The 13,458-nt window shown below is 73.6% G+C and carries 12 protein-coding genes and 5 tRNA genes; 6 read left to right on the top strand and 11 right to left on the bottom strand.

The genetic code is table 11. The features are described 5' to 3' along the window. The first annotated feature begins 200 nt into the window (after positions 1-200). Positions 201-274 (top strand) — tRNA-Met (locus tag ACIF6F_RS11575). A gap of 83 nt (positions 275-357) precedes the next feature. Here the strand turns inward: ACIF6F_RS11575 and ACIF6F_RS11570 are convergent. Further along, the gene (locus ACIF6F_RS11570) at positions 358-846 is read right to left on the bottom strand and encodes an FBP domain-containing protein (protein ID WP_399944544.1); all 489 of its coding nucleotides are present in this window, start codon (positions 844-846) and stop codon (positions 358-360) included. A gap of 60 nt (positions 847-906) precedes the next feature. On the opposite strand from ACIF6F_RS11570, the gene ACIF6F_RS11565 reads away from it, so the two are divergent. Continuing rightward, on the top strand, positions 907-1,500 hold the full coding sequence (locus ACIF6F_RS11565; RefSeq protein ID WP_399944541.1) for a TetR/AcrR family transcriptional regulator: 594 nt from the start codon (positions 907-909) through the stop codon (positions 1,498-1,500). Further along, a complete protein-coding gene (locus ACIF6F_RS11560) occupies positions 1,497-1,853 on the top strand; it encodes a DUF488 domain-containing protein (protein WP_399944539.1) in 357 nt (118 codons plus the stop codon). Before ACIF6F_RS11565 ends, ACIF6F_RS11560 begins: the two co-directional genes overlap by 4 nt. 73 nt (positions 1,854-1,926) lie before the next feature. On the opposite strand, the gene ACIF6F_RS11555 is transcribed toward ACIF6F_RS11560, so the two are convergent. The 8 genes from ACIF6F_RS11555 to ACIF6F_RS11520 all read right to left on the bottom strand — a co-directional run bounded on the left by ACIF6F_RS11555 (position 1,927) and on the right by ACIF6F_RS11520 (position 11,194). Further along, positions 1,927-1,999: transfer RNA gene (locus ACIF6F_RS11555), tRNA-Lys, on the bottom strand. 70 nt (positions 2,000-2,069) lie between these two features. Further along, a complete protein-coding gene (locus ACIF6F_RS11550; RefSeq protein WP_399944536.1) occupies positions 2,070-3,584 on the bottom strand; it encodes an FG-GAP-like repeat-containing protein in 1,515 nt (504 codons plus the stop codon). 31 nt (positions 3,585-3,615) lie between these two features. After that, on the bottom strand, positions 3,616-6,600 hold the full coding sequence (locus ACIF6F_RS11545) for an FG-GAP-like repeat-containing protein (protein WP_399944533.1): 2,985 nt from the start codon (positions 6,598-6,600) through the stop codon (positions 3,616-3,618). A 243-nt stretch (positions 6,601-6,843) separates the two neighbouring features. Further along, entirely contained in the window at positions 6,844-9,084 is a 2,241-nt protein-coding gene (locus tag ACIF6F_RS11540) for a DEAD/DEAH box helicase (RefSeq protein ID WP_399944530.1), read from the bottom strand. Between the two features lie 195 nt (positions 9,085-9,279). After that, complete coding sequence (locus ACIF6F_RS11535; protein ID WP_399944527.1) at positions 9,280-9,864, bottom strand: hypothetical protein; 585 nt, start codon at positions 9,862-9,864, stop codon at positions 9,280-9,282. A gap of 105 nt (positions 9,865-9,969) precedes the next feature. Then, positions 9,970-10,359: a fluoride efflux transporter CrcB gene (crcB, locus tag ACIF6F_RS11530; protein WP_399944524.1), complete on the bottom strand. Its 390-nt coding sequence runs from the start codon at positions 10,357-10,359 to the stop codon at positions 9,970-9,972. Beyond that, positions 10,356-10,847, bottom strand: coding sequence for a fluoride efflux transporter CrcB (gene crcB, locus ACIF6F_RS11525; RefSeq protein WP_399944521.1), 492 nt, complete (start codon positions 10,845-10,847; stop codon positions 10,356-10,358). Before crcB (ACIF6F_RS11525) ends, crcB (ACIF6F_RS11530) begins: the two co-directional genes overlap by 4 nt. Continuing rightward, the gene (locus tag ACIF6F_RS11520) at positions 10,844-11,194 is read right to left on the bottom strand and encodes a metallopeptidase family protein (protein ID WP_399944519.1); all 351 of its coding nucleotides are present in this window, start codon (positions 11,192-11,194) and stop codon (positions 10,844-10,846) included. Before ACIF6F_RS11520 ends, crcB (ACIF6F_RS11525) begins: the two co-directional genes overlap by 4 nt. Before the next feature lie 125 nt (positions 11,195-11,319). Between ACIF6F_RS11520 and ACIF6F_RS11515 the strand changes: the two genes are divergently transcribed. The 3 genes from ACIF6F_RS11515 (at position 11,320) to ACIF6F_RS11505 (ending at position 11,634) form a co-directional block, all read left to right on the top strand. Further along, positions 11,320-11,392: transfer RNA gene (locus ACIF6F_RS11515), tRNA-Glu, on the top strand. Positions 11,393-11,429: 37 nt separating this feature from the next. Continuing rightward, positions 11,430-11,503 (top strand) — tRNA-Asp (locus ACIF6F_RS11510). Positions 11,504-11,557: 54 nt separating this feature from the next. Further along, positions 11,558-11,634: transfer RNA gene (locus tag ACIF6F_RS11505), tRNA-Phe, on the top strand. A 71-nt stretch (positions 11,635-11,705) separates the two neighbouring features. Here the strand turns inward: ACIF6F_RS11505 and ACIF6F_RS11500 are convergent. Continuing rightward, positions 11,706-12,554 (bottom strand): cytochrome c biogenesis CcdA family protein, encoded by an 849-nt coding sequence (locus ACIF6F_RS11500; RefSeq protein WP_399944516.1) that lies wholly within the window; start codon positions 12,552-12,554, stop codon positions 11,706-11,708. A gap of 2 nt (positions 12,555-12,556) precedes the next feature. Then, the gene (locus tag ACIF6F_RS11495) at positions 12,557-13,414 is read right to left on the bottom strand and encodes a DsbA family protein (RefSeq protein WP_399944514.1); all 858 of its coding nucleotides are present in this window, start codon (positions 13,412-13,414) and stop codon (positions 12,557-12,559) included. Positions 13,415-13,458 lie beyond the last annotated feature (44 nt).

The following is a 13,458-nucleotide window of genomic DNA, read 5'->3' as shown; positions in this document are numbered from 1 at the left end:
CGCGCCCGCGCCACGGGCCGCTGCCGCCCCGCCTCCCAAGGCTGCGGGCGGGGCGGCCGTACGGCGACCGGGCAGGGCCGAACGGGTGTCGCGCCCCGCTCGTGACCCGGTCCGCGGCCGGGTCACGAGCCCCTCGGGAACCCGCCGGGAAACAAATGGCGTCGAGCACCCCCCGAAATGGCGTAAGCTGTAATCACCGACGCGGGGTGGAGCAGCTCGGTAGCTCGCTGGGCTCATAACCCAGAGGTCGCAGGTTCAAATCCTGTCCCCGCTACTCAGTACGAGGCCCGGATCCTTCTGGATCCGGGCCTTCGTCGTTCCGTGGGTGCCCACCCGCCGCCCCCGCTCCCTCCTCGTTCAGAGCTTGGCGAGGAAGGCGTCCAGGTTCCCCTTCATCCGCTCGACCTGCTGCTCCACGGTGAGCGTCTCCTCGAAGCGGCCGCCGGGCTCGGGCTGCTTCCTGCCCCGCACGTAGAGGGAGCAGTCGAGGTCCGTGCAGATGTAGACGCCGACGGAGTTGCCCTCGCGGCCCTCGCGCCCGGACTTGCGGGCGGTCATCAGGGAGACGCCGGAGCCGGGATGGGTGGTCAGGCAGAAGGTGCACATGCTGCGGTGCAGGAACCCGCGCTTCACGGAGGGGAAGCGCAGCGTGATGCCGACCAGCCGGCCGGCCCGCTCGGTGACGAGGTAGCTGCGGTCGGGTGCGGAGAGGTCGCGCCAGCCGAGGAAGTCGAGGTCGTCCCAGGGGCGTTCGGCCAGGTCGCGGGGCATGGGCAGGCGTTGGGCCTCGCCCTTGGAGCAGTTGATGAACGAGCCTCGGATGTCGGATTCGGTGAGCGCCTTCATGTCCCGCACGCTAATCTTCCTAGACACCCTAGGCAAACCATTAATTGGATTAGGGAGAACATGCCCCGAGCAGGACTGACCGCCGACCGCGTCGTCGAGGCCGCCGCCGAGCTGGCCGACTCCGCGGGGCTCGGCGGCGTCACCCTCTCCGCCCTCGCGCGCGGCTTCGGCGTGAAGGACGCGAGCCTGTACTCGCACGTGCGGAACCTCCAGGACCTGCGCACCCGCCTCGCCGTGCGCTGCGCGGCCGAGTTCGCCGACCTCGTCGGCACAGCCGTCGCCGGGCGCGCCGGGAAGGCCGCCCTCGCCGGCTTCGCCCAGGCCTACCGCTCGTACGCCGTCGGACATCCCGGCCGCTACGCCGCCACCCAGCTGGAGCTGCCGGCCGAGGTGCTGGCCGCCTCCCCGGGGCACGGGCGGATGACCGAGTACACGTACGCGATGATCCGCGGCTACGAGCTCGGCGAGCCGGACCGGACCGACGCGGTCCGGCTGCTCCGCAGCACCTTCCACGGCTTCGCCGCCCTGGAGGACGCCGCCGCCTTCCACGCGGCCCGCGACCCGGACGCCTCCTGGGCCCGGATGATCGACGCCCTCGACACGCTCCTGGCGCACTGGCCGCCGGCCGGCCCGTCCCCCACCCTGGCCCCATGAACCGGAGCAGCGAGATCCGAGTGGCCCGCGTCCACGACCCGCCCACCGACGGGGACGGCACCCGTGTCCTGGTCGACCGCCTCTGGCCGCGCGGCGTGTCGAAGGCGGACGCCCGGGTGGACGAGTGGCCGAAGGCCCTCACGCCCTCGAACGACCTCCGCAAGGAGTTCCACGCCGGCGGCCTGACGGACACCGAGTTCCGCGCCCGGTACGAGTCCGAACTCGCCGCCCCGGAGGCCGCGGAGGCCCTCGCCCGCCTGCGCGCCCTCGCCGAAGACGGCCCCGTGACGCTCCTCACCGCGGTCAAGGACCCGGCCCACAGCCACGTTTCGGTCCTCCTGGCCCACCTCTGAACACACGGAAGCGCCCCGACCGGAGAACCGGACGGGGCGCTACGTGGCGTCCCGCGGAGGGACCGCCGAGCGGTAGGCCATGTCGGACTCGAACCGACAACCAACGGATTAAAAGTCCGCTGCTCTGCCAATTGAGCTAATGGCCCACGGTGTGCTCACCCCTGAGCATAGCCGGACACCGCCGGTCAGCCGATCGACTATCAGGGGTGAGCCCTGTCAGCCGATGCGGAGGTAGTTCTTCCACTGGGTCGTGGCCCACTGCTTGCGGGGCAGGAAGTTCCCCTTCCCGTCCGCGTTGTAGACGTACGCGGCGCCGGTCGGCGTACGCGTCACGATGTCCTGGCGCCCGTCGGCGTCGATGTCGCCGCTGCCGACGACGGCGTTGTACGCGTTCCAGCCGCCGCCGATCCGGGTCGCCCCGGAGAACCCGCCGGCGCCGTTCCCGCGGAACAGCCACAGCGTGCCCCCGGCATCCCGCGCCACCAGATCCGACCGTCCGTCACCCGAGTAGTCGCCCCGGCCGCCGATGGCGGTGTACTGCCCCCAACCGCTGCCGATCCGCGTCCGCGAGGGGAACTTCCCGTCGGCGGTCCCGCGGTGCAGCCACAGCACCCCCGCGGAGTCCCGCCCGACGAGGTCGTTGTAACCGTCGCCGGAGAGGTCGCGAGGGGCGAGGAGTACGCCGTAGATGTCGAAGTTGGCCCCGATGAACGTCTTGGGGGCGGAGGGCAGCCTCGGCGGGGGCAGCTCCATGTCGACGCGGTACAGGTTCCCGTCCGTGCGCCGGGCGAGCAGATCCCCGATGCCGTCGCCGTCGGCGTCGCCCATGGGGGTCAGCAGCGGGAACTCCTGGTAGACGTCCACCGTGGTGCCGTACTCGTCCGCGGCACAGTCCCTGGTGCGGTTGATCGAGGTCCCGCAGTAGTCGATGAAGCCCAATATGCCCCGCTGCCGCGCCACCACGCCGCCGGAGTTGTCGTAACCGCCCACCTCCTTGTCCCGCGACCATTCGACGAGCTGCGAACGGTACGTCCGCACCGCCGTGTAGAGCCGGACGCGTGACGAGGCGCAGCCGCCCGCAGGCGTGGCGGAGAGTCCGATCAGCTTTCCGCCCGCGACGAGGGCGCCGCCCGCGTCGCCGAGACACCGCTGCTCCTTCGGGACGTACGGCGTGCCGGGCGCGGGCGTGGTGCACAGGGTGCCGGCCGGCAGCGGCCGGCCCAGGAGCCCGGCGCAGTCGGCGGCGGAGCCGACCACCACCCGCTCGGAGTGCGCGACCTTGCTGCCGCGCGGCACGGCGAACGTCCACGAGTGGAACTCCGCCTTGACGCCGGCGGCGTACAGCGCGCCGTCCGCGGCCGTCGCGAGCACGGGCGCCTGGGTGTAGCGGCCCGCGTGTGCGACTGCCAGGGCCGCACGGCGGGTGACCGGGTCGTACTGGGGATGGATCCGGTAGCGCGCGCCGCCCCCGTCCCACAGCATGTCCGACTTGGAGCGGCCGGTGAAGCAGTCAGGACCCGTCGCGGCACGTCGTACGCCGAGCACGACGCCCGAGCAGTGCTTGATCCGGCCGTCCTCGCCGTCCGAGGCCTCGATCGCGGCGAGCCACGGCGGCATGGTGGCCTCCGCCTCCGTAACGGCCCCCGCCGTGCCCGCGCCCGACAGGAGGCCGGTGACCAGGGCCGCAGCGGCCGCTCCCGCCGCGCCCAGCCGCTTCACTCGTGCGCGCACGCGCGCCTCTCTTCCCTCACGGTCGTGCATGTCAGAACAGTCCCTTGTACGCACCGAAGCCGGTGGTGATCCTCGTCGTGGCGGAGAGGCCCGCCGTGCTCGTGCCCTTGTTCAGCAGGAGGTCGCCCGCGGCGTTGCGGGAGACCACGTCCGGGCGGCCGTCGCCGGTGACGTCGCCGACGCCGACGAAGGCGTTGCGGCCCGCCGCCCAGCCGTTGTCCTTCACCCGGACGCGCGGCTTCACCGTGCCGGTGGCCACACCGTCGTACCGCCAGACGGCGTTGCTGCCGTCCACGGCCAGCAGGTCGCCGACACCGTCGCCGTTGAGGTCGCCCGCGCCGAAGACGGAGCGGTACAGCTTCCAGTTGAGCTGGATGCGGACCGCGGGCCTGAAGGCGCCGGTGCCGTTCGCCGCGTACAGGTACACGTCGCCGGTCGAGGTCTTCCGGACCACCAGGTCCGCCCGCCCGTCACCGGTCAGGTCCCCGGGCGAGGTCAGCACGTCGTACTGGCCCCAGCCGGTGCCGATGGCACGCGAGCGCGTGGCCGGCGTCACCGCCTGCCCGCACCAGGGCAGGTACGCACGCAACTCGCCGGCCGCGTTGCGGACCAGCAGGTCGTTGCACCGGTCGCCGTCCAGGTCCCCGAAGGGGACCGGCCGCGACGTCAGCGGCCAGCCCGCCCCGGAGAGCTTTCCGGCGAAGCCTCCGGCACCGTTGCCGCGGTGGAAGGTGAGGCCGCCGGAGGAGTTCAGGGTCAGCAGGTCTCCGAGCCCGTCCTGTCCGGCGTGGTCCCGTCGGACCTCGGCCGCGTAGGAGAGCGTGGTCGACCCGGTGGCGGTGAGGGCCGGCCCCTGCCCGTCGGCGGGCGTGGCGGTCAGCGTCCACGTGTACGTGCCGTTCCGGACGAGCCGGCCGGAGGTGTCCTGGCCGTCCCACAGCACCCGGACCAGCGAACGCGCCGCGCCCCCGTCGTACGTACGGACCACCGCACCCGTGGTCCTGCTGCGGATCGTCAGCCTCCAGCCGGCGGCCGGCCGGCTCAGCCACCACGAGAAGACCCGCTGCTCCGGGCTCCCGGACCACTCGAAGTGGCTCGCGGCCTTGGCGTCGAGGACCGACAGCGGCGCCGCCGGCACCCCGGACGGCACGACGTGCACGGCGCCCGCGGCGTCCGCGTACGCGATCAGGCCTGCGGAGGCGTCCACCGACCAGCCCTGGCCGGGCTGGATCCGGGCCGGCCGGCCGATGGTCCGGGTCCCGGTGCCGCCGCGCAGGTCGGTGAGCTTCAGGACCCCGCCCTGCTCCCACCCGATGAACCCGTCGCCCAGGCGGGCGCTGCGGTGGGCCGGCAGCCGCACCGACGTCCTGGTGGCCGTGTCGTACACCCCGGCGGCCCCGGCGCACTTCCAGTAGAGGGAGGTGCCCCGGGCGTCCAGCTCCTCCAGTCCGCAGTGGCCGAGCGGCACCCGCGCCGCCAGGGTCTTCCCGGTGCGCAGGTCCACCGCCTTGACGGTGTCCGACCAGTCGGCGGTCCACAGGACCGCGCCCGCGAGGGCGAAGGGCTGGCCGGAGACCGCCTTCATCTTCCCGGTCCCGCCACCGAAGGCGTCCAGGTTCACGTACCGGATCTCGTTGAGGACCGGCGCGCTCACGGCGTAGGCGACGGCCCGGACGCTCCGCGGGTCGATCTCCACGCCGTCCTCGGAACGGCTCTCCCGCCGGCCGTCCGGCTCCTTCAGCCTGAGCGTGTACCCGTCGGCGGTGACGAGCCGTCCGTCACCCGGCGCCAGGAGCTCCGGGCAGTCCGCCGGAGTGCAGGCGGGGACGAGCCCCTCTCGCGTCTCGCGGTCCTCCCACTGACCGGGCTTCAGCTCCCCGTCCGCCAGGAGGTCGAGCCGGCTCAGCGTCTGGCTGCGGCCGGTCCACGGGAGGGAGCCGGCGGTGTGGAGCCGTCCGTTCTCCAGCGTCATCCGTACGACGTCCATGGCGACGGGCGGCACCCGCCAGGAGCGGCCGGGCACCGCCTTGCCGCCGGCGTCCGCGGCCAACTCCTGGACCGAGACCTCCGAACCGTCGCCCCGCCGCGGGACGAGCACGCGTCCGTCGTTGCCGGCCACCGCCGGCCCCGCGCTGGTGAACAGGGTGCGCGGGGCACCACCACCCGCCAGCGGTACGGCCACGACCCGCGGTCCCTTGACGGCCATCAGGAGCTCGCCGCCGGCCACGCCGACGGCGTTCACCGTGTCGGGGATCTCCGGGACCACCCGCGCGGGCTTGGTCAAGTCCCGCGTGTCCAGGACCCGGATGTCGCTGCCGGCCCAGCTGATCACCCAGTCCCCGCGCAGTGCGAAGTACGTCCCCGTGCCGGACGGGGCGTCCAGGCGGTGCGCCGTGCCCCGGTCGTCCAGCCAGGCCAGCCAACGGGTCCCGTCCGTCTGCCGCACGTGGAGCAGCGCCCCGTGGCCGTTGACGCCCCTGACCATCGAATCCGTGTCGGGCAGGCCGCTCACGGGCACGTCCTTCTGCACCCCGTCCTCCAGCGTGATGCGGTGGAGGACGTTCCTGCGGGTGTCGATGCCGACCTCGGTGAGCAGGCCGCGGTCGAAGACGCCCAGGAGCCGTTGCCCGGCGGGCACCGAAAGGGTCTCCTCCGCACCGCTGGTCATGTCCCGCAGGACGATCCGCCCGGGCGTGCCCGCCGGGCCCGGGTAGGCGAACCCGACGACGTCCGTGCCCGTGCCGTAGACGCTCGTCGCGCCCCGGAGGTCGACGGGCGTGCCGTCCGTGCCGTCGTAGCGGGTCCACACCATGCCGCGGTCGCCACCGCGGAGGAAGCCCGTCGACCCGACGGCCCGGAGCTGTGCCGCCGGAGCGTCCCCGTAGAGGCGTGGCGGTACGACGAGTTCGGCGGGCGGGCCGGGCGCGGCGGCGACGGCCGGGGCGGCGGTGAGCGGGACGGTGGTGACCAAGGCCGCCAAGGCCGTGACGGCCGCGGCGGTACGCAGACGGAACAACGGGTTCCTCCCCCGGGTGTGGACACGTGGGGAGACGGGCCGCGCAGGTCTCCCCCCACACGCGGCACCCCGCCGAGCGCCGGGGTCTTGCCGTAGCCCCCCACCGCAAGTCCCGGGGAGCCTAACAGCGCGTATGTCCGGGCAGAAGGTCGTCTCGCGCCTGCTCAAAACGCGTACAGGGCCCGTGCGACACCGAGGCGTCGTACGGGCCCTGTACGTCAGTCAGTCAGCCGGAGCTGCGGATCAGCCGTTGCGCTTCCAGCGCGGCTTGTCGTCGCGGCGGCCGCCGCCGAAGGAGCCGGAGCCGGAGCCGGAGGGGCGGTGGTCGTCGCGGCGGCCGTACGGGCGGTCGCCGCCGCCGGAGCGGAAGCCGCCCGAGGGACGGTCGTCGCGGCGGTCGCGGTTGAACGGGCGGTCGCTGCCACCGCGGTGGTCGCGGCGCTCGAAGCCACCGCGCTCGTTGCGGTCACGGTTGAAGCCACCGCGGTCGTCACGACGCTCGAAGCCGCCACGGTCGTTGCGGTCACGGTTGAAGCCACCGCGGTCGTCACGACGCTCGAAGCCGCCACGGTCGTTGCGGTCACGGTTGAAGCCACCGCGGTCACCGCGGTCGTCACGGCGGAAGCCGCCACGGTCGCCCCGGTCGTCACGGCGCTCGAAGCCACCGCGGTCACCGCGGTCGTCACGGCGGAAGCCGCCACGGTCGCCCCGGTCGTCACGGCGCTCGAAGCCGCCACGGTCGTTGCGGTCACGGTTGAAGCCACCGCGGTCACCGCGGTCACCGCGGTCGTCACGGCGGAAGCCACCGCGGTCGCCCCGGTCGTCACGGCGGAAGCCGCCACGGTCGCCCCGGTCGTCACGGCGCTCGAAGCCACGGTCGTTGCGGCGCTCGAAGTTGCCCCGCTCGTCGCGGCGCTCACGCTCCTCGACCACCGGCTGCTCGGCGACGGCCGCCGCCAGCTCGGCCTCGGCCGCCTCGGCGGCCTCGGCCACCGCGGCCTCCGGGTCCTCGCCCCGCTCGCGGGCGGCACGGGCGACCAGGCGCTCGGCCTCCTCGCGCAGCTCGGCGGCGCGCTTGGTGATGCGCTCCAGCTGGCGGGTGAGGTCGGCGACCTCGCGCTCGGCCTGCTTGGCGGCGTTGTTCGCGGAGTCGGCCTGGACCTCGGTCAGCGACCGGGCACCGGTGATCTCGGCGACCTCCGGGTCGAAGGCACCCGCCCCGCCGACGATGTGGCGCGAGGCGTCGACGCCCGCGTCCTCCATCAGGCGGAAGATCTGGCGGCGCTGGTGCGGCAGCGCCAGGGAGACCACGACGCCGGAGCGGCCGGCACGGGCGGTACGGCCCGAGCGGTGCAGGTAGTCCTTGTGGTCGCCGGCCGGGTCCACGTTCAGGACCAGGTCGATGCCGTCGACGTGGATGCCGCGGGCGGCGACGTCGGTGGCGACCAGGACGTTGACGTAACCGTCCTTGAAGTCGGCCAGGGTGCGGGTACGGGCGCCCTGGGTCATGCCGCCGTGCAGCGCGTCCGCCTTCACGCCGGCGTCGCGCAGCTGCTCGGCGACGCGGTCGGCGCCCAGCTGGGTGCGGACGAAGATGATGGTGCGGCCCTTGCGGGCGGCGATGGCGGCGGTGACCGGTGCCTTGTCCTTCGGCTTCACGACGAGGACGTGGTGGGTCATGGTGGTGACCGCGCCGGCCGACGGGTCGACCTCGTGCGTGACCGGGTCCACCAGGTAGCGCTTGACCAGGCTGTCGATCTCGTTCTCCAGGGTGGCGGAGAACAGCAGGCGCTGGCCGCCGGCCGGAACCTGGTCGAGCAGCTCGGTGACCTCGGGCAGGAAGCCCAGGTCGGCCATCTGGTCGGCCTCGTCGAGGACCGCGATCTTGACCTGCTCCAGGGAGCAGGCGCCGCGGTTGATGATGTCGCGCAGACGGCCCGGGGTGGCGACGAGGATGTCGACACCGCGCTCCAGGGCGTAGATCTGGTTGCCCATGGACGTACCGCCGCAGACGACCTTCATCTTCAGGCCGAGCACGTCGCCGTAGGGCTGGAGGGCGTCCGCGACCTGCATCGCGAGCTCACGCGTCGGCGTGAGGATGACACCGCGCGGCTTCTTCCGCTCGGTCTGGCCGCCCGCGAGGGTCGCCAGCAGCGGAAGGCCGAAGGAGAGGGTCTTGCCGGAGCCGGTGCGGCCGCGGCCGAGGATGTCCTTGCCCGCCAGCGCGTCCGGGATGGTCGCGGCCTGGATCGGGAAGGGGGTCGTGACACCGTTCTGGCCGAGCTTGCGGACGACGCCCTCCGGCAGACCCAGGTCCGCGAAGGTGATCGTGGGCTCGGTGGCCTCGTCGGAGACCTCTTCGACCGTCACGTCGGCGACATCGGCCTCGTAGGCCTCGATGACCGCGTCGACCTCTACGGTCTCGACGGCCTCCAGCGAGTCGTTCTCGGGCATGACGGCACGGTCAGAACTGGAAATGGACATGCGAATGCGAAAACCTTCCGGAGTCTCGGCACGCGCCCAAACTCCGTGAATCGCAAAACGACCGCCTCAATGCGGTCAGCCACGGCAAGGGAGAGTACGCGCCACACGGCGCTCTTCGGGTTCGGCGCCGGGCAATGGGATCAAACGATCTATAACCATACGCACCTCACCCCCCTCATGGCAACTTGATCTGACTCATGCGGGCCCCACCTGCGGCGATGCCTCCGGTTCCGTCAGCGGTACGGAGCGTTCCGCGGCCGCCTGGGGCTGGCTCTCCGACGACGGCGCGGGCGAGCTGGGCTCCGGGGACGGCTCCGGGTCCGGGCTCGGCGGCGGGGTCTCGACCGTCGGGGTGGGCTCGGCGCCGCCGCTGCCGCCACCCGGCTCCGGCTCCTGGCTCCCCGTACCCGGCCCGGGCCCGGCCGAGCCCGACGGGGTCGCGCCGCCCGGCGCCCCCGCCCCGCCCGCCGCACCAGCACCCGCACCCGCCGACGCCCCGGCTCCCGGGCTGGGCGTGACGCCGACCGGAACCTTGCCGTCCTCGGCGGCCTTGCCGCCGTCGGCCTCCTTGCCGCCCTTCCCGGAGTGGCCCGCGCCCCGGCCCCGGCCGCCCTGGCCGTACCCGGCACCGCCGTCCGGCTCGGCCGCCGCCTCGCGCCGGTCGGCGGACGACTTCGGCGCGGGTCCGCCCGAGTCGTCGCTCACGCTCATGCAGCCCGCGGACGCCGCGACCGCGAGGGCGGCGACGACCAGTCGTACGGGAGCGGGGAACTGGCGCACGGCGCACCTCCGGAACGGGGGTCAGGCGGGTCAATGTGCCCAACTCCCGTCACCCCGTCAGGGACACGCGTACGGACGCACATCGGCCCCCGCCCCGCGCCGTCCCTACGCCGACAACTGCTCCGCCAGCTCCAGCCCGAGGTGTACGCCGCCCAGCGCCACCAGCACCGAAGCCGCCACGTTCGCCGCCGCGAGGAACCGCCACCCGCGCTCCGCCAGCCGCAGGGTCTCGTACGAGAAGGTCGAGTACGTCGTGAGCGCCCCGCACAGCCCGGTCCCCAGCAGCGCCTGGAGCGCACCGCCGGCCCGCCCCGCGAGCACCGCCCCGGTCAGCACCCCCAGCACCAGCGACCCCACGGCGTTCACCGTGAACGTCCCCCAGGGGAACACCGAATCGTGCCTGGCCTGCACCGCACGGTCCGTCAGATAGCGCAGCGGCGCCCCCACCGCCCCGCCCACCGCGACCAGCACCCAGGTCCCGGCCCCGCCGCTCACGGCCCCACCGCCGGAGCCGACGGCCACCGCCGCACCAGCACCCGCGTCACGGAGGCCGCGAGCCACACCGCGCCGAGCGCCCCGCCGAGGGTCGCCCCCGCGTAGGCCAGCGCCGTGCCGGCCTCACCCGCGTCCAGCAGCCGCGAGAACTCCACGGCATAGGTCGAGAAGGTGGTGAACCCCCCGAGCACCCCCACCCCCAGGAACGGCCGCACCAGCGGGTGCGCCCGCCGGCCCCCCTCGCCGACCAGCACCATCAGCACCCCGATCAGCGCGCACCCCAGGACGTTCACCCCGAACGTCCCCCAGGGGAAGGCCTCCGGCGCGGCGGGCCAGGCGAGCCCCACCGCGTACCGCGCGAGCGCCCCCAGCGCACCACCGGCCGCGACGGCGGTCAGCACCGGCCCGGGCCGCTCGGCCCGGTGGGCCGGCACGTGGAGGTCGACATCCGGGTCGATGGCCTCCGCGCCCGGTACGGGCCGGGTCACCCGTACCCCAGGGCGTGCAGCCGGTCGTCGTCGATGCCGAAGTGGTGGGCGATCTCGTGGACGACGGTCACCTCGGTCTCCTCGACCACGTCCTCACGCGTCTCGCAGATCCGCAGCGTCGGGTTCCGGTAGATCGTGATGCGGTCGGGCAGCACCCCGGCGTACCACTCGCCGCGGTCGGTCAGCGGCGTGCCCTCGTAGAGGCCGAGCAGCTCGGGGTCGTCGGCCGGCGGCTCGTCCTCGACGAACACGGCGACGTTGTCCATCAGCCGGGTGAGCTCCGGCGGGATCCGGTCCAGGGCCTCCGCGACGAGCTCCTCGAACTCCTCACGCGTCATCTCCAGCACCCGGCCATTCTCCCCCGCGGACCGGCCGTTCCCCCCTCGGGGGAAACCGTTTTGGCGATACCTCCTCCCATCCCATATGCTTCTCACGTCCCCGACGCGCTGAGAAGCGCCCAGGTGGGCCCTTAGCCCTCATCGTCTAGTGGCCCAGGACGCCGCCCTTTCAAGGCGGTAGCACGGGTTCGAATCCCGTTGGGGGCACGCTGTACCCTGTGCGAGAGTAATCTCGTACAAACATGGTCCTGTGGAGCAGTTGGTTAGCTCGCCACCCTGTCAAGGTGGAGGTCGCGGGTTCAAGTCCCGTCAGGATCGCTGAGGCTCACACGAGTCCTCTTCCCCTCGCTCTTCGAGCTGGGGAGACCCCTAGGCTGGGTAGCTCAGTTGGTACGAGCGATCGCCTGAAAAGCGATAGGTCGCCGGTTCGACCCCGGCCCCAGCCACCACTGGAAGGCCCCGTCCCCGGACGGGGCCTTTCGCGTTGCCCGGACTCCCCCGGAGGGGAGCGGCGTACGGGCTACTCCTCCCCGGCGCGAGCGGCGGGAGCGGCGGTACGGGCCGCCCGCCGCCAGCGCACCAGGCCCACCGCGAGCGCGCCGACCGCCACGCCGCCCAGCAGCACCCAGTCCGGCACCGCGTCCGCGAAGCCGCGCACCCCCTGCTCCACGGCGTACGAGTCGTCCACGTCCAGCAGCCCCGGCAGGGCGCTCGCACCGTCGTACGCCAGGAACAGGGCGCCCAGCACGACGAAGAACAGCCCGGACAGCAGCGAGGTGGTGTGCAGCCGGAACCGCCCCGCCGACAGGGTCCGCCCGCGCAGCCAGCGTCGCCGCCCGAGCTCGAACCGCTCCCACAGCAGGGCCAGCAGGAAGAGCGGTACGGCCATCCCGAGCGCGTACACGGCGAGCAGCAGACCGCCGTAGACCGGACTGCCGCTGACCGCGGCCACCGTCAGGACGCTGCCCAGGATGGGGCCGGCGCAGAACCCGGCGAGCCCGTAGACGGCGCCCAGCGCGTACACGGACAGGGCGGTGGTGGGGCGGATCCGGCCCGACAGCTCCGCCAGGCGGCGCGGGGCGAAGCCGAGGCCGAGGATCTGGGCGAGGCCCAGCGCGATGATCAGCCAGCCGCCGAAGAGGACCAGCTGGTCGCGGTGGCCGTGGAAGAAGCGCCCGGCGAACGAGCCCGCCGCGCCCAGCGGCACGAGGGTGGAGGCCAGGCCGGCGTAGAAGATCCCGGTCCGCGCCAGCAGGCGCGAGGCGGAGTCGATCGAGTACGCGAAGAAGGCCGGCAGCAGCAGGGCGCTGCACGGGGACAGCAGCGCGAGCAGACCGCCGAGGAAGGCGGCCAGGTAGCCGATCTCCACGGCTACTCCGCGGCGCCGGGCGTACGGGACGCACCGGCGCCCGCCGGCGCGGAGGCCCCCGGAGCCGGGGTGCCCGGACCCGGGGTGCCCGGCTTGGCGTTCTCCTGCTGCGGGACGGCCGGCTGCCGCGCGGCCTCCGCCTTCGCCTTCTCGATGGCCTGGACGAAGGCCTCCATCGGCTGGGCGCCCGCGAGCGGGTGCCCGCCGATCAGGAAGGAGGGGGTGGAGGAGACCCCGAGGCGGTACGCCTCGTCCTGGTCCTTCTGCAGCGCCAGCTGGGCGGCCTCGCCCTTCATGTCCGCCGAGAAGCGGTCCAGGTCCGGCACCCCGGCCTCCTCGGCCAGCTCCACCAGCCGGGCGTCGCCGAAGCCCTTCTCCTTGCTGCCCTCGGCGTAGGCCGCCGCGTGGAACTGCCAGAAGCGGCCCTGCCGGCCGGCCGCCCAGGCCGCCTTGGCCGCGGCCTCGGAGTCGGCGCCGAAGATCGGGTAGTTGCGCCACTCGATGCGCAGGGTGCCGTCCTGCACGTACTTGCGGACCAGCTCCGGCTCGGTGTCCCGGGCGAACTTCCCGCAGTACCCGCACTTGAAGTCGGCGTACTCGATCATCACGACCGGCGCGGTCACGCTGCCCTGCGCGAGGCCGTCGGCCCGGTCCCGGCGCGCCAGCTTGAGCAGCTCCCGCGTCTGGGGGGAGGGCTGCTCGCCGCCGCCCGCGGTGGCCGGGGCGGAGGCGGAGGCGGCGGGGCCCTCCGCGGACCCGTCCGTGCGCTCGGTGGCCTGCCAGGAGACCAGGCCCAGGGTGACGGCGGCGAGCGCGACCCCGGCGGAGATCAGCAGCGGCTTGGCGGCGGGAGAGGGCATGCGGGGGGCTCGGGCCTTTCGCGAGGGGATGATGACGGGAGAAC

Source organism: Streptomyces sp. NPDC086023 (assembly GCF_044540325.1).
GTDB lineage: Bacteria > Actinomycetota > Actinomycetes > Streptomycetales > Streptomycetaceae > Streptomyces.
This window is presented reverse-complemented; position numbering and strand designations above follow the sequence as displayed.